This is a genomic window from Alteromonas sp. MTD1, assembly GCF_042848195.1.
Taxonomy (GTDB): domain Bacteria; phylum Pseudomonadota; class Gammaproteobacteria; order Enterobacterales; family Alteromonadaceae; genus Alteromonas.
This window is the reverse complement of sequence record NZ_BTGG01000011.1, coordinates 112,610-134,125: the sequence shown is the minus strand read 5'-3', so window position 1 is coordinate 134,125 and position 21,516 is coordinate 112,610. Positions and strand designations below refer to the sequence as shown.

Annotated in this window: 23 protein-coding genes; 9 read left to right on the top strand and 14 right to left on the bottom strand. The window is 44.2% G+C overall.

Annotation, left to right across the window (positions count from 1 at the left end):
• Positions 1–46: 46 nt before the first annotated feature.
• From folK to sfsA, 5 genes are all read right to left on the bottom strand, one after another.
• Entirely contained in the window at positions 47–544 is a 498-nt protein-coding gene (gene folK / locus ACGHAV_RS15470) for a 2-amino-4-hydroxy-6-hydroxymethyldihydropteridine diphosphokinase (protein ID WP_390382599.1), read from the bottom strand.
• Complete coding sequence (gene pcnB / locus ACGHAV_RS15465) at positions 537–1,853, bottom strand: polynucleotide adenylyltransferase PcnB (protein ID WP_390382596.1); 1,317 nt, start codon at positions 1,851–1,853, stop codon at positions 537–539. Before pcnB ends, folK begins: the two co-directional genes overlap by 8 nt.
• Positions 1,854–1,951: 98 nt before the next feature.
• A complete protein-coding gene (gene gluQRS, locus ACGHAV_RS15460) occupies positions 1,952–2,920 on the bottom strand; it encodes a tRNA glutamyl-Q(34) synthetase GluQRS (RefSeq protein ID WP_390382593.1) in 969 nt (322 codons plus the stop codon).
• A gap of 62 nt (positions 2,921–2,982) precedes the next feature.
• Complete coding sequence (dksA, locus tag ACGHAV_RS15455; RefSeq protein ID WP_334015799.1) at positions 2,983–3,432, bottom strand: RNA polymerase-binding protein DksA; 450 nt, start codon at positions 3,430–3,432, stop codon at positions 2,983–2,985.
• 222 nt (positions 3,433–3,654) lie between these two features.
• Entirely contained in the window at positions 3,655–4,356 is a 702-nt protein-coding gene (gene sfsA / locus ACGHAV_RS15450) for a DNA/RNA nuclease SfsA (RefSeq protein ID WP_390382590.1), read from the bottom strand.
• A 106-nt stretch (positions 4,357–4,462) separates the two neighbouring features.
• Here sfsA and pepB point away from each other — a divergent pair, with 106 nt between their 5' ends.
• Positions 4,463–5,746, top strand: coding sequence for an aminopeptidase PepB (gene pepB / locus ACGHAV_RS15445; protein ID WP_390382587.1), 1,284 nt, complete (start codon positions 4,463–4,465; stop codon positions 5,744–5,746).
• 87 nt (positions 5,747–5,833) lie between these two features.
• On the opposite strand, the gene ACGHAV_RS15440 is transcribed toward pepB, so the two are convergent.
• Entirely contained in the window at positions 5,834–6,016 is a 183-nt protein-coding gene (locus tag ACGHAV_RS15440; RefSeq protein ID WP_334015795.1) for a helix-turn-helix domain-containing protein, read from the bottom strand.
• A 358-nt stretch (positions 6,017–6,374) separates the two neighbouring features.
• Here ACGHAV_RS15440 and ACGHAV_RS15435 point away from each other — a divergent pair, with 358 nt between their 5' ends.
• On the top strand, positions 6,375–6,977 hold the full coding sequence (locus ACGHAV_RS15435; protein ID WP_334015794.1) for a YhgN family NAAT transporter: 603 nt from the start codon (positions 6,375–6,377) through the stop codon (positions 6,975–6,977).
• Complete coding sequence (locus ACGHAV_RS15430; RefSeq protein ID WP_390382584.1) at positions 6,978–7,556, top strand: YjaG family protein; 579 nt, start codon at positions 6,978–6,980, stop codon at positions 7,554–7,556.
• Positions 7,557–7,601: 45 nt separating this feature from the next.
• Here the strand turns inward: ACGHAV_RS15430 and rsmD are convergent, their stop codons facing one another.
• Positions 7,602–8,270 (bottom strand): 16S rRNA (guanine(966)-N(2))-methyltransferase RsmD, encoded by a 669-nt coding sequence (gene rsmD, locus ACGHAV_RS15425; RefSeq protein ID WP_390382581.1) that lies wholly within the window; start codon positions 8,268–8,270, stop codon positions 7,602–7,604.
• A 66-nt stretch (positions 8,271–8,336) separates the two neighbouring features.
• On the opposite strand from rsmD, the gene ftsY reads away from it, so the two are divergent.
• The 3 genes from ftsY to ftsX are packed head-to-tail and all read left to right on the top strand — an operon-like array spanning position 8,337 to position 11,453.
• Positions 8,337–9,734, top strand: a complete 1,398-nt coding sequence (ftsY, locus tag ACGHAV_RS15420; RefSeq protein ID WP_390382578.1) for a signal recognition particle-docking protein FtsY — start codon at positions 8,337–8,339, stop codon at positions 9,732–9,734.
• Between the two features lie 37 nt (positions 9,735–9,771).
• Complete coding sequence (gene ftsE / locus ACGHAV_RS15415) at positions 9,772–10,476, top strand: cell division ATP-binding protein FtsE (protein WP_390382575.1); 705 nt, start codon at positions 9,772–9,774, stop codon at positions 10,474–10,476.
• Complete coding sequence (ftsX, locus tag ACGHAV_RS15410) at positions 10,473–11,453, top strand: permease-like cell division protein FtsX (RefSeq protein WP_390382572.1); 981 nt, start codon at positions 10,473–10,475, stop codon at positions 11,451–11,453. The genes ftsE and ftsX overlap by 4 nt, the downstream gene beginning before the upstream one ends.
• Positions 11,454–11,571: 118 nt before the next feature.
• On the opposite strand, the gene ACGHAV_RS15405 is transcribed toward ftsX, so the two are convergent.
• On the bottom strand, positions 11,572–12,813 hold the full coding sequence (locus tag ACGHAV_RS15405; RefSeq protein WP_390382569.1) for an EAL and HDOD domain-containing protein: 1,242 nt from the start codon (positions 12,811–12,813) through the stop codon (positions 11,572–11,574).
• A gap of 239 nt (positions 12,814–13,052) precedes the next feature.
• Entirely contained in the window at positions 13,053–14,279 is a 1,227-nt protein-coding gene (locus ACGHAV_RS15400) for an EAL and HDOD domain-containing protein (protein WP_390382566.1), read from the bottom strand.
• A gap of 501 nt (positions 14,280–14,780) precedes the next feature.
• On the opposite strand from ACGHAV_RS15400, the gene rpoH reads away from it, so the two are divergent.
• On the top strand, positions 14,781–15,638 hold the full coding sequence (gene rpoH / locus ACGHAV_RS15395) for an RNA polymerase sigma factor RpoH (RefSeq protein WP_390382564.1): 858 nt from the start codon (positions 14,781–14,783) through the stop codon (positions 15,636–15,638).
• Positions 15,639–15,720: 82 nt separating this feature from the next.
• Here the strand turns inward: rpoH and ACGHAV_RS15390 are convergent, their stop codons facing one another.
• The 3 genes from ACGHAV_RS15390 to pip all read right to left on the bottom strand — a co-directional run bounded on the left by ACGHAV_RS15390 (position 15,721) and on the right by pip (position 18,150).
• Positions 15,721–16,635: a bifunctional GNAT family N-acetyltransferase/hotdog fold thioesterase gene (locus ACGHAV_RS15390; RefSeq protein ID WP_334015785.1), complete on the bottom strand. Its 915-nt coding sequence runs from the start codon at positions 16,633–16,635 to the stop codon at positions 15,721–15,723.
• 102 nt (positions 16,636–16,737) lie between these two features.
• A complete protein-coding gene (gene dtd, locus ACGHAV_RS15385; RefSeq protein ID WP_390382560.1) occupies positions 16,738–17,175 on the bottom strand; it encodes a D-aminoacyl-tRNA deacylase in 438 nt (145 codons plus the stop codon).
• Positions 17,176–18,150 carry a prolyl aminopeptidase gene (pip, locus tag ACGHAV_RS15380; RefSeq protein WP_390382557.1) on the bottom strand — a complete coding sequence of 325 codons (975 nt, stop codon included), beginning with the start codon at positions 18,148–18,150 and terminating at the stop codon, positions 17,176–17,178.
• 206 nt (positions 18,151–18,356) lie between these two features.
• Between pip and ACGHAV_RS15375 the strand changes: the two genes are divergently transcribed.
• Together ACGHAV_RS15375 and ACGHAV_RS15370 are read left to right on the top strand one after the other, a co-directional pair.
• A complete protein-coding gene (locus tag ACGHAV_RS15375; protein ID WP_390382554.1) occupies positions 18,357–18,599 on the top strand; it encodes a hypothetical protein in 243 nt (80 codons plus the stop codon).
• Entirely contained in the window at positions 18,596–19,234 is a 639-nt protein-coding gene (locus ACGHAV_RS15370) for a DUF2959 domain-containing protein (protein ID WP_390382551.1), read from the top strand. The genes ACGHAV_RS15375 and ACGHAV_RS15370 overlap by 4 nt, the downstream gene beginning before the upstream one ends.
• Positions 19,235–19,346: 112 nt before the next feature.
• On the opposite strand, the gene ACGHAV_RS15365 is transcribed toward ACGHAV_RS15370, so the two are convergent.
• Together ACGHAV_RS15365 and metF are read right to left on the bottom strand one after the other, a co-directional pair.
• Positions 19,347–20,231 carry a virulence factor BrkB family protein gene (locus ACGHAV_RS15365; protein WP_390382548.1) on the bottom strand — a complete coding sequence of 295 codons (885 nt, stop codon included), beginning with the start codon at positions 20,229–20,231 and terminating at the stop codon, positions 19,347–19,349.
• A 284-nt stretch (positions 20,232–20,515) separates the two neighbouring features.
• Positions 20,516–21,403 carry a methylenetetrahydrofolate reductase gene (gene metF, locus ACGHAV_RS15360; protein WP_334015779.1) on the bottom strand — a complete coding sequence of 296 codons (888 nt, stop codon included), beginning with the start codon at positions 21,401–21,403 and terminating at the stop codon, positions 20,516–20,518.
• Positions 21,404–21,516: the final 113 nt, after the last annotated feature.

Here is a 21,516-nt window from a genome sequence, read left to right as displayed (position 1 = left end):
GGTACTAAATATCGAAATTGTGTGGCGAACTATACGGATTTTGCTGCTAATTGGAAGTGCGAAGGCGACGAAGGCCATCCAGTGTGCAGCTAGCAACCCAACTAGATAGTGGCTTGCCGTCATGCATTACCATGTTTGGGGCAATTTCAAAAAGCGGTACTAAAACAAACTCACGGCCAGACATTCCATAATGAGGGATCGTTAAATCTGCGGTGTCGATATTTTCGCTGCCGTACAACAAAATATCGAGGTCTAACGTACGTGGGCCCCAGCGTTCACCTTTGCGTTCACGGCCTTCTTCCAATTCGATTCGCTGTAACTGCTTAAGTAAGCCGTGAGGTTTTAATGCGGTTTCTATCAGTACTACAGCATTGATGTAATCGGGCTGATCTTGAGGGCCCATAGGCTTACTAGAATACAGTGAAGAGGTTTTAAGAACGCGTGTGTCTTCTAACTTTCCTATAGCATCAAAAGCACGCTTTGCTTTTTCTTCACTTTCACCAAGATTACTGCCAACACCAATATAAACGTGCTCTTTATGCATCTGAGTCTTTCCTAGCTGGGCGACGCTTACGTTTCTTTGGTGCTCCTTTACCGCCTTCGCTACGTCTTAATGCGTTTAACATGCCTTTTTGTTTGCTATTCTCGGCATGCTGAAAATGTGTCCACCACTGTGCAAGTTCAAGTAAATCGCCACCTTCTGTTTGGCCTCGTGCCAGTAAGAAGTCATAACCTGCTCTGAACTTGGGGTGTGTAAGTAACTGGAATGCTCTACGACCAAAACGCTTGGGTAATCGTTGCTGTAAAATCCAAATGTCGCGTACCACGGTGGAAAAACGCTTGGGTATCATAATGCGCTGTGTTTGGCGGGCAATAACGTCGCCTGCTGCAATATTAAATGCGTCATGTGCGTTCAAGCCAGACTCAGTTTGAAGGCGCTGAGAGTGCTCTTCTACCGGATACCACAACAGCGCTGCGTATAAGAAGGCCGGAGTAACACGTTGGTTACTGTTAATTCGTTCATCAGTATTCACCAACACGCGGCGAATGAACTGCATTTCTTTGCTATTTTCGTCTTTTAAAAATGGCGTTAGTTGTGGGAATAATGGATCTAACAGGCCATATTCGCGCAGCATTAAAAACGTGTCCTCGCCTTTACCTGACAAAAAGAGTTTTAGTGTTTCTTCGAAAAGTCGGGCAGGTGGAATATTTTGCAGTAAGTTAGCCAAAGCCTTGATAGGCGCTGCCGTATTCTTTTCGATATGCATCGACAGTTTTACTGCGAACCGTACGGCGCGTAGCATACGCACAGGGTCTTCACGATAGCGGGTGTCAGGATCGCCAATTAGCGCAACTTCACGCTTTTCTATGGCTGATAACCCATTGGCAAAATCTTTAACGGTAAAGTCTGCAACGCTGTAGTACATGGCGTTAAAGGTAAAGTCGCGGCGCTGGGCATCTTCTTCAATAGAGCCAAACACGTTGTCGCGAACTAGCTGGCCATGAGCATCACGTTTTGCTGTCACTTTGTGTTTTGGTGTGCCTTCGTTTTCGTCAGACTCTTGGTGGTGCCCGCGGAACGTGGCAACTTCAATAATCTCTCTACCGAAAACAATATGAGCAAGGCGGAATCGGCGGCCAATAAGGCGACAATTCTTAAACAAACCTTTAATTTGCTCTGGGGTAGCGTTAGTGACTACATCAAAGTCTTTAGGTTCGTGTCCCATCAAAATATCGCGTACACAGCCTCCAACCAAATACGATTCGAAGCCAGCTCCGTTAAGGCGGTACATCACTTTTAACGCATTAGCACTTACGTCTTCACGTGAAATGCCATGTTCACCTCGAGTCATAACTCTTGGCTTCAGTGCGTTATCAGACGAACTCTCTTTTGAAAAAGCGCGTTTAACAGATTTAAAAACACGATGAATGATGATGGTATCTCCGCAAGCTATAAAGGTTCGCTATAATAAGTGGATTCATGTTGTGGAACAATAATTTCGGGCGTTTTCACTACTTTTTTCCTATCCCAAATGGCAATAGCGTGTGCCAGTAACGCCGAAATATCATTAAATGACGATGCGGCGGGGAAGTCAAAACCTAAAAACTGCATTACCCGCACAAGGTTTTCTTTCGGTGTAGTATTGTTTACAGGCGCAGCGCGGTTTTGTTTGCTCAACTTTCTTCCGGGTGATACTGCGGCCACAGGTATGTGCCCATAGGTAGGAATCTCATATCCTAGTGTTTGGTAAACGGCTTTTTGCAGCGGCGTCACATCTAACAGGTCACACCCTCGAATAACGTGGTTTACGCCTTGAAACACGTCGTCCAAAATAACCACTAAATTATAAGAAAACAGGCCGTCTCTGCGCTTTATTACCACATCTTCTGCGCTTGAATTAGCAGTTGTGGCTTCTTGATGCGGGCTATCACACGGTGCTTCGGATTCAATGGGCGTAACATTCCCCATAATGACATCTTCAAATGCTTGTAGTGGTCTAGTCATTGTTAATCGAATAGCAAACTGGTCTTGGTTGTTGCTATCTAGAGCCAGCCCTAAATGTCGACAATGCCCATTATAAACGCCGCCCATGGCTTTGATTTGCTTTCTCGTACACGTGCAGTAGTAGGCTAAGCCCTGCTGAAGTAGACGGTCTACCACCTCTTGATAACGCTGATGCTGCTGACTTTGATAGATGACGTCTCCGTCCCAAAACAGCCCATGTTTTTCCAGCGTGCATAAAATATCTTTATCCACACCTGATATGCATCGTGGTTCGTCTATATCTTCCATGCGAAGCAGCCACGTTCCGTGGTTGCTTTTGGCGTCTAGGTAACTTGCAACCGCAGTAACCAGTGAGCCGAAGTGAAGTTGTCCAGAAGGAGAGGGAGCAAAGCGCCCTACGTATTTTTTATGCATAATAACAAAAAGCCCCATCGTTTCGGATGAGGCTTTCTAATCAACTTTACTTGGTTAACGCATTAACCTTGTAGTTGTTTCTCTTTAATTTCAGCCATTGTCTTACAGTCAATACATAAGTCTGCTGTAGGACGCGCCTCTAGGCGACGAATACCAATTTCGATTCCGCAAGAATCGCAAAAACCAAAATCGTCTTCTTCAATGCGTTTAAGCGTTTTTTCAATTTTCTTTATTAGCTTACGCTCACGGTCACGCGTACGTAACTCTAGGCTGAACTCTTCTTCTTGTGCAGCACGGTCTACAGGATCTGGGAAGTTTGCAGCTTCATCCTTCATGTGCGTTACCGTACGGTCAACTTCTTCACGAAGTTGGTTGCGCCAAGCTTTAAGCAATAGACGGAAGTGCTCCATTTGGGGCTCGCCCATATACTCTTCGTCTGGCTTTGGCTCGTATGGCTGAAGACCAGCCAGGGCTAATAGTCCTAGGGATTTTGTTTCTTTTCCTGTTGGCATGTGCCACATCTCCTACACTACGACATCCGTCTTGTCCTGAATCAACCGTTATCTATAACAGACTCTAGAACAACAGGCAATCTATCGTGTCTATGTAATTATTGTGCTGGTATCGCTTCACCGTGCCATGTGGCCGCGACTTTCCAGCAAACGCATTAGTGCGTTATACCACTAAAACAAGGCGCAAATATGGCGCCAAACTGAAAAAATTCAACCTATTTTTTACAAAATAACTGGTAGTGATTGATTTAGAATGATTTTTTGTTCATCTATTGAGCAGGCCGCAGCGATAACTTCCACGCCAGCATCTTGCGCAGTCTTTACGCATTCGGCATAGGTTGGATCAATATGTTCAGCAACACTCACAGTGGCGATGGCTGTGTGTTGCACACAAAAAAGCAATGTGGTTTTAATGCCACTTTTCGCCAGTCTTGCCAATTCTAAGCAGTGCTTTGCGCCGCGCTCGGTAACGGCATCAGGAAAATAACCTCTATTGTTGTCGGCCAATGTGACCGATTTTACTTCCATAAATTGTGTGTGGCTGTTGTTATAAAGCGCGAAATCGAAACGACTGTTTGCACCTGGAGGTGTTACTTCAGCTTTCCAACTATCGATGGAAGAAAATTGTGTTAGTACCTTGTTATTTAGAGCTTCCGCCACCAATTTATTAGCATTGTGCGTGTTTATGCCGATGAAGTGACCGTCAAAGGTTTCTGCAAGTTCCCACGTATGTTTGAGCTTGCGTTTAGGGTTGTTTGATTCGCTTAAGTACACCGTGAAACCGGGCTCAGCACAGCCTGTCATGGCTCCAGTGTTAGGGCAGTGTGCGGTTACCACTGAGCCATCAGCAAGTTCAACATCGGCCAAAAAGCGCTTGTACCTTTTTACAAGCGTGCCGCGTATTAACGCAGGTGCAAAGTTCATAGTTTCCCCTGAGCTTAAATAACCAAAACGCGCAGATTAACAGACATTCGGGTGAGTCAGTAGTGATTACCCGCATACAGCAACAACTGATAAGGATTAAAACGCAATGGCAGAATTTACCGTTAGCCTCTCGACAAGCAGCGCACAGGCAGCATGGGGAGAGAATGCAAAACTTTCTTTCAATGAAACCGGTGCGGTAATTCACCTACCCGACGACAGTCAAAACGCGCGTTTAATTCAGCAAGCGGCGCGTAAACTTGATGGTTTGAACTTACCTGGCGTTACCCTTGTTGGCGATTGGCAAAAAGAACAACAGTGGGCATTTGCACTTAGCTTCACTAAAGCACGTAACCCAGCTTCAATTGAATGGGCAGACAACGGTGACAAAGCGGCGTTAGAGCAAGAGTACGCGGCATTATTGTTTACCCGTCAGTTGGTGAACGAAACGCCAGAAGACCTAAGCCCAGAAACATTGGCACAGCGCGCTGCAGAATGGCTTAAATCTCTGGGCGGTGACAACGTAACCTACAGCATGACTGTTGGCGAGGCGCTGAAAGAAGAAGGGTGGATTGGCATTTATAATGTAGGTCGAGGCAGTGAACGTTCGCCTGCTATGTTGGTACTAGATTACAACCCAACCGGTAATGAAGATGCGCAGGTTGATGCCGTATTGGTGGGTAAAGGCATTACATTTGACAGTGGTGGTTACAGTATCAAGTCAAGCGAAGGTATGCTTGATATGAAGTGTGACATGGGTGGTGCTGCTACAGTGACAGGTGCACTGGGTTTAGCGATAACACAAGGCATTCAAAAGCGCATTCAACTTATTTTATGCTGTGCAGAAAACCTTATCAGTGGGCACGCTTATAAGCTTGGCGATGTTTTAACCTATAAAAACGGTGTTACCGTTGAAGTCGTTAATACCGATGCTGAAGGCAGACTAGTACTGGCCGATGGCTTAATGCTTGCAACAGATACTGGCGCACCACTTATTATTGATGCTGCAACGCTAACTGGTGCTGCCGTAGTTGCTTTAGGGTCGGATTACCACGGTGTGTTCTCTCTTGATGACAATGCAAGAGAACAGATGTTAGCTGCTGCAAAGGCGGAAAATGAGCGTTTTTGGCCACTTCCATTAGAATCATTCCATGCTGATCGTTGTCCATCTGCGTTTGCCGATACAGCAAACAGCCGTCCAATGAAAGGTGGCGGCGGTGGCGGTGCATCAAATGCTGCAGGTTTCTTATCGCGCTTTGTAAAGCATGAAGGTTGGGTGCACTTAGATTTAGCCGCGGCCTATCATGGCGGCGCAACGGCTGAAATGCCTGTTGGCGCTACCGCGAAAGGCATTCGCTCAATTGCGCGCATGTTGAAAGACTTTAAAGCGTAAACATCAACAGCACGTTTTGTTGAATAAACAAAAAAGGCACTACTATTTATAGACAGTGCCTTTTTAGATTGTGTAACTGCGGGGGAATTAGATGCCGCCGAGACGCTCTGCTAGTTGCTTATAGCGTTCTACGTCAGCTTTATCAAAAAGCGGATTACCGTCTGCATCTTTATCTTTCGACACCAAAAGGCTCTCCCTCTCCAAGCGCTCTACGCGAACATCTTGTACATCTAAGAAAGCAGCTACTTCTTTTACTGTCATTAAACTCATTGTTAATTATCCACTTGTCAATATTGATTGTTATTATTCTACTGTTCATGTCACGAACGTTTTCGATGATAACACCATTACATCAAAAGGGTTGGTGTTAAGACATTAGCCAAAAGTTGTAGGTGTTTGTTTTTCTCTTGCCTTTAAAATAAAAGGCTTAATTGAAAAAACGAGTTAATTCGTGACCCAGTAGAACGTAAATTCATGTCAACACGCTCTATATTAGTTAAGCGCAAATTTTCTATTTTTCGAATATTTTTTCTGCTTCGTTAAATATAGGTGTTTTTAACCGAAGCCGCTTGGTTTACCATGGCGCGCATCAGCACACCGTACCCACATTCTTTGGAGAAATTACGATATGGATACTTGGTCAGCCGCCATAATGCTTTTTTTGATCATGGATCCGCTTGGAAATCTTCCTGTTTTTATGTCGGTGCTAAAGTCTATTGAGCCGAAGCGCAGACAGATAATTCTCATTCGCGAATTATTGTTTGCACTGGGCATACTGTTCTTGTTTTTGTTTAGTGGTCAATCGGTGCTTAACTTCCTAAACGTTGAGCAAGAAACCGTGAGTATCGCGGGCGGGATTATTCTATTTCTAATTGCATTGAAAATGATTTTCCCGTCTTCAGGTAACCCAAGTGGCCTTGCTGTTGGTGAAGAACCTTTTTTAGTGCCGCTTGCCATCCCAATGATTGCAGGCCCTTCTACACTAGCAGCACTCATTCTGCTGGCAAATCAGGCGCCAGATAGAATGACAGACTGGTCGATTGCTTTGGCGGCGTCGTGGTCGATCAGTGCTGTAATTTTGATGTTCTCAAATGTTTTTCATAAAATTCTAGGAGAACGAGGATTAGTTGCCATGGAGCGCCTTATGGGAATGATCCTTGTGATGATTGCCATTCAGATGCTACTTGATGGCGTTACGAAATATTTCATGCATGCCACCGGAGCTCTATAAATGGCGAAGCAAAAACTGAATACATTTGGTCGTGTAAGAGCCTTGGAAGGCTGGAAAGCCATTGCTTTTGGCGCGGCGTTGCTTGAACGCATGTTGCCCAACTACACCTTATTTTGCGATGTAACTGAAACGGGCGATGCACCTGCACTGCGCAATTGTTTAAACCTTGTTTGGGAAACGTTGAAGTCACCTAAAAGCAAATTCAACGTAGGCGTTCAGCTTGAAAAAGTGGAAGTAGCAACACCAGATACCAGTGAGTTTGATAACTATGGTGTTTACCCTGCCATTGATGCTGCTATTGGTTTAGCCGCACTTTTAAATTTAGTAGCCGGCGATGACCCTCAAGGCGCAGTAGTGGTTAGCAAATTGTCTCAAGGTAGTGTGGAAGCATATTTACTGGCCGCAGAGGAAGCCTCTGACGAAACGGTAAAAGAACATCCGCTAATGGCTTTTGAAGTAGAAGTACAAAACGAATTGCTAGACTACATAGAGCAAGCGAAGTATCCAGCCAAAGCATGTGAAGAAATGAAGCAGCTTGCGCTTGAAGCGGGTATTTCAAACATTGGTCTTGAGCTTTAAGGCTTGAGACAGCCTTGAGCTTTAAAACAGCCCTGAGCGCCGCTTCTAGGCCTCTATCTCAATTAACATATACACAAGTGCGCTTGTCCGCTTTTCTTTTGTAATACGCCAGTTTGCCGGAAGGGGTGGCGTTTCAAGCGTGCTCTCGTGTTCTAAATAGATGACACTGTCCTTGTCAACGCACTGCGCTAGCGCTTTTAACGTTGGTGCTACCAAGCCTTTGCCAAAAGGTGGGTCGACAAAAACAATATCAAACTTACTGTTAGCAAAGCTTTCAATGGCGCGTAAAGCGTCAGTATTATGCACAACTGCAGTCGCAGTATCGTTTATTTTTAGGGTTCTAAGGTTTTCTTTCAGCTGAGCACTGGCTTGCTTGTCTAATTCAACGAAGTCGCAATGTGAAGCATAGCGAGAAAGCGCTTCAAGTCCCAACCCACCAGAACCCGCGAAGACATCTAAACAACGTGCGTCGCTTAGATAGGGCATTAGCCAATTAAATAATGTTTCTTTGTTTCTATCAGTAGTGGGGCGTAAACCTTCGGCATTTAGCACGGGTAACTTTCTACCGCGCCATTGGCCACCAATAATTCTTATCTGGCCAACGCTATTTCCACGTTGAGAATTGGCTTTTTTAACCCCATTTCGGTTTTTTGCAGAAGATGGTGCCCGAGATGGGCGAGAAACTCGCTTCATAGTAGCTGACAATGGTATCATGCGTTCATACATTAGGCGGCAAGTGTAGCCGAATTTGCTCAGAATTTATAAGGATTTGTCCTAACAATGTCGAAACTTTTTGGCTGGTTCAACAAGAACAAAAAAGCGGAAAAACAAAAAGCACAAGAAGCAGAAGCACTAGCAGCAGAAAACGCTGCTGCTGGGGCTGCCGCAAAAGCACAGGCTGAGGCAGAAGCGAAAGCCCAAGCAGAGGCAGAAGCGAAAGCACAAGCAGAGGCGGAAGCAAAAGCGCAAGCTGAGGCAGAAGCTAAAGCTCAGGCTGAGGCGGAAGCGAAGGCTCAGGCTGAGGCGGAAGCGAAGGCTCAGGCTGAGGCGGAAGCGAAAGCCCAGGCTGAGGCGGAAGCGAAAGCCCAGGCTGAGGCAGAAGCAAAAGCTCAGGCTGAGGCAGAAGCAAAAGCGCAAGCTGAGGCAGAAGCGAAAGCCCAGGCTGAGGCAGAAGCGAGAGCTCAAGCTGAGGCAGAAGCGAAAGCCCAAGCTGAAAAGCCTAAAGAGAAAAAGTCGCTTTTCTCTCGCTTAAAAGAGAGCCTTTCACGCACTAAAGAAAATTTAGGCAGCGGTATTGTTAGCCTTTTCAAAGGTAAGGCTATAGACGATGAGCTTTACGAAGATCTTGAGACTCAGCTTCTTGTTGCCGATGTGGGTATGGACACTACACAGAAAATCATCAACCACCTAACCGACAGCGCATCGCGTAAAGATTTAAAAGATGCCGAAGCACTTCTAGATATTATGAAGCAGCAAATGTCAGGAATGCTGTCTGAAGTAAACCAACCACTGCCAGAGGTTATGCAGGCTCATGATGCGTCTGAAGGGCCTTTTGTTATTTTAATGGTAGGTGTTAACGGTGTAGGTAAAACTACCACTATTGGTAAGCTTGCAAAACAATTCCAGCAGCAAGGCAAAAAGGTGATGTTAGCAGCAGGTGATACATTCCGTGCTGCCGCTGTTGAACAGTTGCAAGTATGGGGTGAGCGCAACGATATTCCTGTTATTGCACAGCACACCGGTGCCGACAGTGCATCAGTACTTTATGATGCATTAGAAGCTGCTAAGTCGCGCGGCACTGACGTACTCATTGCTGATACGGCTGGTCGTTTACAGAACAAAAATAATCTGATGGAAGAGCTTAAGAAAGTAGTAAGGGTTATGAAAAAACTAAACCCTAATGCACCTCACGAGGTTATGCTTACGCTCGACGCCGGTACAGGACAAAACGCAGTTAGTCAGGCTAAGTTGTTTAATGAAGCTGTTGGATTAACAGGATTAACGCTAACCAAGCTCGATGGTACGGCGAAAGGTGGTGTTATCTTCTCTATTGCCGATCAGTTCAAAATTCCTATAAGGTATATAGGTGTGGGTGAAGGCATTGACGATTTGCGTCAGTTTGATGGCCAAGAATTTATTGATGCCTTGTTTAGCGAAATGGATGCTCCAGAGAGTTAATACATAGCGGCGTTAGGAAATGCAGTAGGGAATAATAATGATAAAGTTTGAGCAGGTAAGCAAAACCTACCCCGGCGGTCAAAGAGCGCTTAGCAAAGTTAACTTTCACATTGCGCCAGGAGAAATGGCTTTTTTAACTGGCCACTCTGGCGCAGGTAAAAGCACACTGCTTAAACTTATCAGCATTATGGAGCGCCCCACTGTCGGTCGCGTTTTAATAAATGGGCACGACTTAAACAACATAAGTCGGCGAGACATCGCCTATATTCGTCGTGATATAGGCATGATTTTCCAAAGCCATCAGTTGTTAATGGACAAAACCGTATTCGACAACGTGGCTTTGCCGCTTGTTATTGAAGGCTACACTCACAAAGAAATTCGAAAACGCGTAGAAGCCGCCCTAGAAATGGTGGGGTTGCGTGATAAAGTTCGCAATTTACCAATGACGCTATCGGGCGGTGAGCAGCAGCGCGTTGGTATCGCCCGCGCGGTGGTTAACAAGCCGCCCCTTTTACTTGCCGACGAGCCAACGGGTAATCTCGACCCCAAGTTGTCTATGGAAATTATTCGCTTGTTTGAAGATTTTAACCAAGCGGGCGTATCCGTTCTCATTGCCACGCACGACCTTGGCCTTATTGCGCGTATGCGCTATCGCACCCTTACACTGAAAAGCGGTCAAATGATTACTGATGGTTTAACTGACGGTGCGGATGCAAATAGCCTTGAAGGAGAATGGTCATGAGCATTCTTTTTAAAGGAAGGGCACAGGGCGCGTCATCATCGAAAGTGAGCGTGACACAAGCATTTTTCATGTTTTTTGTCAGTCATATCCGACAAGCCTTGTCGAGTTTAGGTGAACTTTGGCGACAGCCGTTAGCATCAATGATGACCATTGGCGTGTTAGGTTTAAGTATTACATTGCCGAGCACGCTCTATATCATGGTGAAGAACACCGAAAAAATTACCGCTGGGTGGGATCAAGCGTCTGAAATATCCTTGTTTTTAAAACCAAACGTAACGACTACAAGTTCGCAGCAATTGGTTGCACGGTTAAACACGTGGCCAGAGATTGAAAGTGTGGTTTATATTCCGGCTGATGACGCCTTAAAGGAGTTTCAGCATTTATCTGGCTTGGGTGACGCTATTGCGTATTTAGAAAAGAACCCGTTGCCTGATGTGGTATTGATAACACCAGCAGAAAAGCATGGGTCGCCCACTGCCGCTAAAGCACTGCTTGATAAATTGCGACAACAGCGTGAGGTTGACATTGGTAAGCTTGATATTGAGTGGCTAGAGCGCTTGTATGCGGTTATCGATATTGCGCGAGATTTAGTAACACTTATCGGTCTGCTGTTATTCATCGCAGTGGTGCTTATTATTGGGAACACTATTCGCCTAAACATCTTAAATAAGTACGATGAAATTGTAGTGATGAAATTAGTGGGTGCTACAGACGCCTTTATCCATCGTCCGTTTCTATATACGGGGTTTTGGTACGGATTACTGGGCGGACTAATGGCGTGGTTTGCCGTCATCATTATTTTGTGGTGGATGGACAGCAGTATTACTGCCTTTGCTTCGATGTATCAAAAAGATTTCAACATAACCGGTCTTACAGGTAGTGCGCTACTCACCATGCTAGGGTTATCAATTGCGTTAGGGTTGTTAGGGTCGCTAATATCAGTGCAGCGTCACGTTCGAGACATCGAGCCGAAGTAGCACCGACCTGCGATTAACCTAATCAGATCTGAACTTAAAAGCCAAAAAAGATTCAATGCACTGCCCGTGCGCTTATGTTTATTTTCTCCATAAACGCATGGCTCTGGTAGGAAGTAAGTTACGCTTTGGCAATCGCTCTTGGATAGTGAGAGGAAATCGCGCTTCTTACGCCGTTACCCCAAACAATAGCTTGGTTGTAAAGAACGTGAAGTTGCTTTTGGTCGATGTTTAATAACTTTGCCTGCTTGATAACGTTCATCCATAGCGCACCTTCAAATGCCCTTACCAACGTCATGTAACTGTTCATTTCAAGATTCTTACCTAACAAAGCTTCGTTTACTTCGTCTGATAACGGTAGTTGTTTTACAATGTCAGTCATAGACTGATCTAACAACGCTTCGAGCAGCGAGAATAGACCTACCAAAAACGAAATTGGCGGGTTGTTCTTAACGCCCCTGCGCTCTGCAAGTAAGTCGAAAAACTTCGCTCTAACCAAAGACATATGAATAACTTCAAGTGGCTTTTCATCGCCTAGATTAGTCAGGCTTAGCAGTGCAATAAACTTCTTGATTTCCACTTCACCCATGTAATTAAGCGCGTGTTTTAGCGAAGTAATTTTATAGCGCTTGTTGATGGTTGGGTTGTTGATAAATTTAAGAAGTAAAAAACTGAGCGTGGCGTCACGCTCTATTATCTGGCTAATACGGTTAATATCAAAGTCGCTGTTTGAGCTTTCGCCCATCAAATCAACAACGTTCATTTTAGAAGCAGGTAGCTGCCTTAAAATACGTGCTTCTGGCTGTGAGAAGAAATAGCCCTGGAAGAAGTCGAAACCAAGGTCAACACAGGTTGAAAAGTGTTCCTGTGAATCTACCTGCTCGGCTACCATTTTTACGTCGGCGCCGTGATACCGTGAAATTTGCTTTTCAATGGTTTCGAAACGGGTTTTGGTTACATCTACTTTTACAATGTCGATAAGCGGAAAAATATCGTGCTGCGAGCCCACCATCATAGGGTCGCTTATGGCAAGCCTAAAGCCGAGCTGCTTTATGTGCTCGCATGCTTGAAACAGTGCGGAGGTGTTTTCGGTTGGATCGGCTAACTCAACCACAACAGAAGAAGGGTTAAGTGTAGTTGGGAACCGCGAAATAAGGGTGTCGGATGAAAATGTTATAAATGACGTTTTTTCACCACAGATATCATCGAGGCCTAAAGGATGAAATTGCTCGCTAATATACTTCGATTTCTCGGCACTGTGTTCTGGGTAAGCACCACTTTTGCCATCTCTAAACAGCAGCTCGTAGGCAAAGACATCTTTGCTTTTATCCAAAATAGGTTGGCGAGCTATAAAGGCGAACATATTCATTCCTGATCCAACATGGTTGAGAAGGTGCTTTGAAAAACTGTTACAACTAACATCCTGTTGCCATTGAACAGTATATCGGCAGGCTTGCCGATAACAAAAGCCCTAAGTTTCTTATTCTTGCATGCACCGTTTAAAGTGCGTGTTCACTTTTCATATTTTAGTCTATGACAAAGAAACACACACTCACAACCATTTAGCGCCTTTATTTGGGATAATTTTTCGTTGGCGAGTGACTACTTTTCAGGCAGAGCCGATTTGTGGATATGTTTTGCCCACTTTATTGCTTCGTTGTAGTAACTATGTAGTTGGCTTTGCTTCAAATCATATTTGGCAGCAAATTTGTGTATGCCTGCCCACTTTGCGCGCTCAAAGTATTGCGAAAGCAATAAGCAATTTCTTAGCGTACCAGGCTGGCCGCAAAGTGCATCTTTAACATCATCGCTAATCGGCACTTTATCTACCAAATCATCTATACGCTGTTCCATCATGGCATCTAACAACGATAGCAGCCCCGTTAGGAAACCTTTTAAAGGGTCGTCTTTTTCATGGATATTCATATAAACCAGTTCACAAAACTTTGCGCGTACCAGTGCCATTTGCATTAGCTCAGTGGGTTGGCCATCGCTTAAGTTCGCGAGCGCGAGCAAAGAGATGAACTTTTTCACCTCCACTTCACCCATGAAATTAAGTGCGTGTTTTAACGAATTAATTTTATTGCGTTTGTTAACTAGCGGATTATTGATAAAACGAAGCAATAGATAAGTAAGAGAGGGATCGCGCTCGATAATTTTGTTCACTTCGTCGAAATCTAGCTTAGCTTGACTGCTTAAAGCCATAAGCTCTAGCATGGTTAAGCTACTAGGCCCGAGTTTTCTGTGACGCACTATTTCTGGTTTTGCTAGGAAATATCCTTGGAAGTAGTCGAAGCCCATCTCTTTGAACTTATTGAACTCTTCATAGGTTTCAATTTTCTCGGCAACGAGTTTTATTCTATTTGCTTTAAACCTTTCGACTAGCGCGGGAATTTTATCGTGTGCTATCTCTGTAATATCTATTTTTACTACACTAGTGAAAGGAATAAAGGCTTCCCACTTACCTTTCATATCGTAGTCATCAAGGGCAATAGGATAGCCTAATCCGCGAATATGTTTGCATGCAGCTACCAGTGCATCGTCTACTTCAACGGTTTCCACTACTTCAATCACTACCTTGCTGGCATCTAGTGAGGTAGGAAAACGAAACATTAGGGTGTCGCGATGAAAGTTTATAAACGCCTTCTTATCACCAGTAATTTCTTCAATACCTAAACTTAAGTGAGTAGACGTTAGAATTTTTGAGGTTGCTTCATCAGGGTTCACATCGGGAAAGCAGTTATCTTCGCCAACTCGAAAAAGCAATTCGTATGCGTAAACATTTCGGTCTACGTCGAATATGGGTTGTCTTGCGACGTATGCAAACATCACGTTCCTCTTAACTGCATGATAAACATTGGCTTTACATCGACTATTTTAGTTTTCGTTATTGTCTAGCAAATGACTGCAGTGTTTGTAGTGCAAAAATCGATTGTATCAATCTATTATTTTCAGTTTCTTCATTGAAAAGCAAGATATATGATTACGCTTATTAACGGAACGTTAACTTTTTGCGGCTTTTCATTTAGCGACTAAATCGGTAGGTGTCATAAGTACGGGATAAGCGAACAACCATTGTGCTGTCATTAAAGTAGAATAATCGTGTCGTATTGTTGAAAAGGGCATAGCAGAGCGTTTGCAATGCCGAAATGCACGATGTGTGTTGAAGTTAATCTTTTTTCGAATACCGAACTTTTTTTTTGATTTTTGGTCTTGATATTGTAGAAATAGTCACTATACCTACATATCGGTATGACTTCATATCACAATTAGGTCTCGCGCGGCTTCTAGTACTTTGGTAACATGAAGCGGCAATACATGAGGTGAACAATGAGTAACAATTTGCAAACCATGGCCCTGTCAGTGCCACACAGCGGTAGCATCGAAGGCTACATTCAAGCTGTAAGCAGCATTGATATGCTTAGCGCAGAGGAAGAGCGCGAGTTGGCAGTGCGCCTTCGCGAAGACGAAGACTTACAAGCCGCTCGTAAGCTGGTAATGTCGCATCTTCGTTTTGTTGTGCACATTGCGAAGTCTTATTCAGGCTACGGCTTACCACAAGCAGACTTAATTCAAGAAGGTAATATTGGTCTGATGAAAGCAGTGAAGCGTTTCGACCCAACAGTGGGTGTGCGCTTGGTATCTTTTGCTGTTCATTGGATTAAAGCCGAGATTCACGAGTTTGTGCTCAAAAACTGGCGCATCGTTAAAGTTGCGACTACCAAAGCGCAACGCAAACTTTTCTTTAACCTTCGTAAAGCGAAAAAGCGCTTAGGTTGGTTTACTCACGATGAAGTACAAACAGTAGCAAGTGAGCTAGGTGTAAGTACGAAAGAAGTGCTTCAAATGGAAGCGCGCATGAGTAGCCAAGACCAAGCTTTCGATCTAACTGCTGACGAAGATGAAACTGGCGGCAATTTTGCACCTGTTCAATATCTAGAAGACAAGTCTTCAGATGTTGAGACTGACGTTATCAACAGCGACTGGGACGCAGCAGCAAGCAAGCGCTTGTACTCTGCAATTAAAACGTTGGATGATCGCAGTCAAGACATCATTGAAACGCGTTGGTTAGCAGATAACAAAATCACTCTGCAAGACTTAGCTGATAAATATCAAGTATCTGCTGAGCGCGTGCGTCAAATAGAAAAGAACGCAATGAAGAAATTACAGGCAGCAATGATCGCGTAGCGTTTATTGATTTGTTTTGAATATAAAAAAAGCGCCTATATGGCGCTTTTTTTATGGAGCACGGATATGCTAACGCTCGAAATTATTCGTCTTCGCCTTTTTTCACAGGCAACACCCAAAATACACCTTCAAATTCAGCCACAGGGTTTTCACCATCTAAAATAGCCACGGTAAGTTCAAAGCGGGCCTTTTTATTATTTTCTAATGGTTTGAACTTGCCAGATAAGGTTTCGATATTACATATTGCCCTTGGCTTCATCGTTATTGGCTTGTGATAATGTATGTTGCCATCTCCAAGCACTATGTCACCGTCCAGGCCGCGTTCTTTAAGCTGAAGATAAATCATTCCCCAACCCGTTAATGTGGCGAGTGAGAAGATACTACCGGCAAACATTGTGCCGTGAATATTGATGTTTTTATTCAATGACGCCCGGGTTTCAAGCGTTCTGCCTGTGTACTGATAAAGCTTGATTCCCATATGTTCAGTTATGGGAATGGTCTCAGACCAGGTTTCTTGTAACGACTTACACCACTTTGGATGTAAAACCAGCGTATTGTTTTCGGTAAATTTCTTCACCATTTGCTGACGCTTTAACATGCCAAGCTCGTTAGGCGCCTCTCGTTCAACGACAAAACCACAAGCACTAAAAAAGTCGATTGAGATTTCACGACTATTGGTAACTGCACGAACGGCACCCAGATCTTTAGCGACATTTTCAAGTGCAGCCATGATCATTTGGCCCAGACCTTTACGTTGATGTTCGTTGTGAACAGCAATATGACGAATCTGTGCCTCTTCGGCTGTGTTCAAGTGCACTCGCCCGCAAGCAACAATATCGCCGTTGCGGTTAGTTATTATACGGTGCTCGGCAACTTGCTCGTATTCGTCTTTCTCTGAGCCGGGAGGAAAGTTCCACGGTTGCCTTAAATGTTCCCACCTAAAGAGATAGTAGGCGTCGAACTCGGCATCGCTTTTTGGCGTTACAACCTTGTACACAATAAACCGACCTTTTTTGAAAGAGTGAACGTCATATTTAAACGTAACCGTGATTAGCGTACAAGCTTAAATATGTAAGTGAATTTAGCGGGCAGAATCTTTTTACACGTTGAATTGAAATGTTACTGGTCCATCGTTAATTAGCCCAACTTTCATATCTGCACCAAATTGACCTGTAGCAACGGGTATATCTTTGCTTTTAAGTGCGTCTATAAATTTAAGATAGATAGTCTTTCCATGTTCGGGTGTTGCACCACGAGAAAAACCTGGGCGATTACCTTTTTGGGTATCTGCAACCAGCGTAAATTGAGATACAACCAATATTTCGCCGCCGACCTGTTCAACGTTAAGGTTCATTTTTCCGTCACTGTCATTAAACATGCGGTAACGGCATAGTTTGTTGGCGAGCTTTTCTATTTCAGCATCACCGTCTTCTTTTTCAACGCCTAGCAACACAAGCATACCGTGACCAATTTCTCCAATTACTTCATTATCTACGGTGACGTTGGCTTCAAGTACACGTTGAATCAATCCTATCACTTAAATTAACTCCTGAAGGTAGCGTGACATATCTTTCGTAGCCCTGCACAATGCATAAGCAATATTTGGCTCTGAAGTGCTATGACCGGCGTCGGGTATAATTTGCAGCTGGCTATTTGGCCAAGCCTTATGAAGCCTTTCTGCTGCTTCAGTCTTGCAAATCATGTCATAGCGACCGTGCACAATGGTACCGGGAATACTCTGTATTTTCTCGATATTGTTAAGAATATAGTTTTCTTCTAAAAAGCAGGCGTTTGAAAGAAAGTGGCATTCTAGCGTAGCAAGGCAAGTGATTAAGCCCATGGGATAATGAGATGTACTGTCTCCCACTCCGGGTGGCAGTGAAACGCGAGACAACCTTTCTTCCCATTGATACCATCGCTTAAGCGCGGCGTGACGAAGTACTTCGTTATTTGAATGAATCATACTGCTGTAAAAATCACATACTGCAGCTGTATCAATAGGACTGGGGATGCCTTTGGTGAACTTTCTATAGTATTCGGGAAATAGCTGAGAAGCTGCGCCTTGCGGCGACAAAAACCAATCCCTGTCTTCTTGTCGTGCTAAAAACACACCTCTAAGAATTAGCCCAGTGACTCTGTTGCTGTGTTTAATAGCGTAAAGCAATGCAAGGGTTGAACCCCATGAGCCGCCGAACAAAAGTACTTTGTCTATTGCTAGATATGAGCGGAGCTTTTCAATGTCTTCTACATTCGACCATGTATCATTCTGCTTAGTATCTGCATGTGGTGTCGAACGCCCGCACCCTCTTTGTTCATAGCCTATGATGCGATATTTGTTGCTATCAAAAAAGCACTTGTAGTTGGGCGGAAGACCAGCGCCTGGGCCGCCGTGAATGAATATGACGGGAATGCCGTCTGGATTACCACTTTGCTCGAAGTACAGCGAATGCCCACTTCCCACGTCAATAAATCCATTTTTATAGTAGGTTACGTCTGGGTAAAGTCGTTTCATTTTATTTCTGCGCGTTGTGCGAGTGCCTGTTTTGGTTTACTTTACTGTTATAAGGACTTACGCGTACGTAACTTATTGTGCTTTATACAGTGTGTATTTTGTAACTCATTACACGTGTGCTTTTATTCAGCATCTTATATTGTAGCAAAGCCATTACGTTGTACTAGCTAATCACATAATGATCACAAATGCGAGGATGTTTATTTATGGCAGGTCAAGGTTCAGGCGGCAACGTAATTGCTGCAATTTGTAATTTCTTTATTCCTGGTTTAGGGCATTTAGTTCAAGGACGCATTTTAGGTGCGTTATTTTTCTTTGTAACTGTTGGTGTTTGTTATGCGCTAGCAGCAACAGTGGTACTTGCTATCGTATTTTGGCCTTTAGGTGCATTATTGCACCTTATTAGCATTATCAGCGCCGCCCGTTTTAGAGCAGGAGTTGTGGCATGAAACTCGTAGCCTCAGCATTTGTTGCCATGTTAATGCTCACTGGCTGCCAGTCTGCTTATTATGCAGCATGGGAAAAAGTAGGCATTGAGAAACGTGATATCTTGGTAGACCGAGTAGAGAACGCCAAAGAATCGCAAGAAGAGGCACAAGAGCAGTTTAGTTCAGCGCTTGAAGCATTTGGTGCCGTGGTAGCGTTTGATGGTGGCGAGCTTGAAGAAGTCTACGACCGCTTGAACGGCCAGTATGAAGATAGTGTTGCGGCAGCCGAGGATGTTACTGCGCGTATAGATAAAGTTGAAGGTGTAGCTGAAGCGTTGTTTGATGAATGGCAGGAAGAGCTTGAAAAGTATCAAAATGCCTCACTTAAACGCGACAGTGCAAGCAAACTTCGTGAAACACAGCGTCGTTACAAATCGCTGATGAAGGCCATGCGTAACGCTGAAAGCAAAATGGCTCCTGTGTTAAGTGCTTTACAAGACAACGTTTTGTATTTAAAGCACAACCTAAATGCGAGTGCTATTGGAGCATTACAAGGCGAGCTTTCTACCATTGAAAACAACGTGGCGCAGCTGCTTCGCCAAATGAATGCAGCTATTGAAGAGTCTGACGCATTTATTGCGTCGATGAAAAACTAACGTTTCGAAGCAAAATTCTCATGAAAAAAGGGAGCAAGTGCTCCCTTTTTGGTCGCATAGTCTCTTGTCATACGCTTGGTAGCGTAGTATCGCTCTTTACTCTGCGATCTCTTCATTCTTCAGGCACTTTTCTTGGCGCGTGCTCTGCTTTTTTATTCTCTAATGCCTCTCCCAAACTACATGTGAATTCAGCGCCAAACAGCACAATAATCCAAGATAAATACACCCACAAAAACAGAATAGGTACAACGGCTAGTGCGCCATAAATAAGTTCGTACGACGGGAAATTAGTGACGTAAAGGGCAAAGCCAGATTTGGTAATTTCAAAAGCGATGGTAGCAACTACCGCACCTGCAATAGCATGGCGCGCATATACTCGTCTGTTGGGCACCACCATATATAAAATAGCAAACGCCAACATGGCAGCGCCGCTTGGCACTAAGCTTAATAAAAAGGTGCCAAGGCCTGGTGTATACTCTTCAGTAAAGGCGGCTAGGCCGGCTAAGTAAGAACTCACTATCACGCTAGAGCCTATAAGCATTGGACCAAGAGTAATGACCATCCAATAAATAGCAAATGTATAGACAACGGGTCTGTCGCTTTGCGTGCGCCAAATACGGTTTAGTGTTTTATCTACATTCGATATAAGCATAAGTGCCACTACAAGCAGAGACAAAATACCGATGGCACTCATTTCCGATGCATTACCCACAAAGTCCGTCATGTACTTATGAACTACATCGCTTGCGGTTGGCACGAAGTTGCTAAATACAAAGTGCTCTAGCTTACTGCGTACAGAGGCAAAAGCGGGGAATGCTGACATGATTGTAAAGGTCACCATGATGAAAGGCACAAGTGATAACAGGGTTACATAGGCCAAGTGGCCAGCCGAAATGGTGATATTGTCTTCTTTACAGCGCTTTACAAAGATACTGCTTAAGTCTTTAAGCTGAGGCTTAACGTTTTGGTAAACCGTTTTAACCCTGTTTAAATCCACTCGATTTCTCCTGACGACGTCCATGGGTTTGCATTTAATACCAGTGCAGCCATGTTTTAGTTTTTCATTTGGCTAAGCGGATGGGTATATCAAAAGTTAAATGTTAACTGTGCAGACGATAGGTAGCAAAAGGTTTGTTTAAAAATAATAACAGGGTGAATGCCAATAACGCTGGTTTAATTAAAAAGGGGGCTGGTTTTAACAGTAAGGAGAGTGTTAACTTTGAATAGCTGAACTGCAAACCCGCAGTACAGCTATTCAAAGAGGGGTATTAAACAGGGTGATTAACTGTTACCTCGAACGCCAAGCATGTGGCAAATGGCATAACTAAGTTCGCTTCTATTTAGCGTGTAAAAATGAAAATGTTTAACGCCTTCTTTCGCCAGTACTTTTACCTGATCCATGGCGATATTAGCGCCAATTAGGTTGCGGGTGGCCTGGTCGTCTTCATCTAGTCCGTCGAACATTTTATGTAGCCAGCCTGGTACGTGCACGTTTGTAAAGCCAGCAAATCGTACTAATGTTTGGTAATTAGTTACTGGCAAAATACCGGGCACAAGGTCTAAGTCTACCCCAGCTGCGGCGGCGCGATCTCTAAAGCGTAAAAATACGCTGGTGTCGAAGAAGAACTGAGAGATAGCTTCCGTAGCGCCTGCTTCTGCCTTGCGCTTCAAATTAAGTAAATCGAACTGGGCGTTGGGGGCTTCGGGATGCTTTTCAGGATACGCTGCTACCGATATATCAAAATCGGCTACGTCTTTTAACAGGGCAACCAAATCTGACGCGTACATTTCCGTTTTATCTACACCTGCGGGTAGGTCGCCACGTAGGGCTACAATACGGCGAATACCAGAGTTCCAATAATCTTGAGCAATTTGCTTTAGTTCTTCTCTACTGGCATCAACACACGTTAAGTGTGGAACAGCTGCCACGCCAGTCTGTTGCTGGATGCGCTTTACAACGTCATGGGTTCTGTCACGTTCACCGCTATTAGCACCGTAAGTTACCGACATGTAACTAGGCTTTAATGGCGCAAGACGTTCTACAGATTTCCATAAGGTTTTTTCCATAGCTTCAGTTTTCGGGGGGAAAAACTCAAACGACACATCAATATCTCGCAGCTCAGACAGAGACTGATTTAGGGCATCGATACCTTCTGCGTAAGAAACCATGGCTTATTCTCTCAAAATTAAAATCTTATGGACGTTTAGACGTCTAAACTAAAGAATATATGTCTAGACGTCAAGAGGTTTACACTGCTCAATTGACCTTTTCGTTAATCTGT

Excerpts from the sequence above, each read along its gene's own strand:
- ACGHAV_RS15375 (WP_390382554.1), top strand. The coding sequence starts at position 18,357 with ATGGCAGGTCAAGGTTCAGGCGGCAACGTAATTGCTGCAATTTGTAAT.
- ACGHAV_RS15430 (WP_390382584.1), top strand. The coding sequence starts at position 6,978 with ATGGCGAAGCAAAAACTGAATACATTTGGTCGTGTAAGAGCCTTGGAA.
- rsmD (WP_390382581.1), bottom strand. The coding sequence starts at position 8,270 with ATGATACCATTGTCAGCTACTATGAAGCGAGTTTCTCGCCCATCTCGG.
- sfsA (WP_390382590.1), bottom strand. The coding sequence starts at position 4,356 with ATGAACTTTGCACCTGCGTTAATACGCGGCACGCTTGTAAAAAGGTAC.
- rpoH (WP_390382564.1), top strand. The coding sequence starts at position 14,781 with ATGAGTAACAATTTGCAAACCATGGCCCTGTCAGTGCCACACAGCGGT.
- ftsE (WP_390382575.1), top strand. The coding sequence starts at position 9,772 with ATGATAAAGTTTGAGCAGGTAAGCAAAACCTACCCCGGCGGTCAAAGA.
- dksA (WP_334015799.1), bottom strand. The coding sequence starts at position 3,432 with ATGCCAACAGGAAAAGAAACAAAATCCCTAGGACTATTAGCCCTGGCT.
- ACGHAV_RS15370 (WP_390382551.1), top strand. The coding sequence starts at position 18,596 with ATGAAACTCGTAGCCTCAGCATTTGTTGCCATGTTAATGCTCACTGGC.
- metF (WP_334015779.1), bottom strand. The coding sequence starts at position 21,403 with ATGGTTTCTTACGCAGAAGGTATCGATGCCCTAAATCAGTCTCTGTCT.
- folK (WP_390382599.1), bottom strand. The coding sequence starts at position 544 with ATGCATAAAGAGCACGTTTATATTGGTGTTGGCAGTAATCTTGGTGAA.
- ftsX (WP_390382572.1), top strand. The coding sequence starts at position 10,473 with ATGAGCATTCTTTTTAAAGGAAGGGCACAGGGCGCGTCATCATCGAAA.
- pip (WP_390382557.1), bottom strand. The coding sequence starts at position 18,150 with ATGAAACGACTTTACCCAGACGTAACCTACTATAAAAATGGATTTATT.
- ftsY (WP_390382578.1), top strand. The coding sequence starts at position 8,337 with ATGTCGAAACTTTTTGGCTGGTTCAACAAGAACAAAAAAGCGGAAAAA.
- gluQRS (WP_390382593.1), bottom strand. The coding sequence starts at position 2,920 with ATGCATAAAAAATACGTAGGGCGCTTTGCTCCCTCTCCTTCTGGACAA.
- ACGHAV_RS15405 (WP_390382569.1), bottom strand. The coding sequence starts at position 12,813 with ATGTTCGCCTTTATAGCTCGCCAACCTATTTTGGATAAAAGCAAAGAT.
- pcnB (WP_390382596.1), bottom strand. The coding sequence starts at position 1,853 with ATGACTCGAGGTGAACATGGCATTTCACGTGAAGACGTAAGTGCTAAT.
- pepB (WP_390382587.1), top strand. The coding sequence starts at position 4,463 with ATGGCAGAATTTACCGTTAGCCTCTCGACAAGCAGCGCACAGGCAGCA.
- ACGHAV_RS15435 (WP_334015794.1), top strand. The coding sequence starts at position 6,375 with ATGGATACTTGGTCAGCCGCCATAATGCTTTTTTTGATCATGGATCCG.
- ACGHAV_RS15400 (WP_390382566.1), bottom strand. The coding sequence starts at position 14,279 with ATGTTTGCATACGTCGCAAGACAACCCATATTCGACGTAGACCGAAAT.
- ACGHAV_RS15440 (WP_334015795.1), bottom strand. The coding sequence starts at position 6,016 with ATGAGTTTAATGACAGTAAAAGAAGTAGCTGCTTTCTTAGATGTACAA.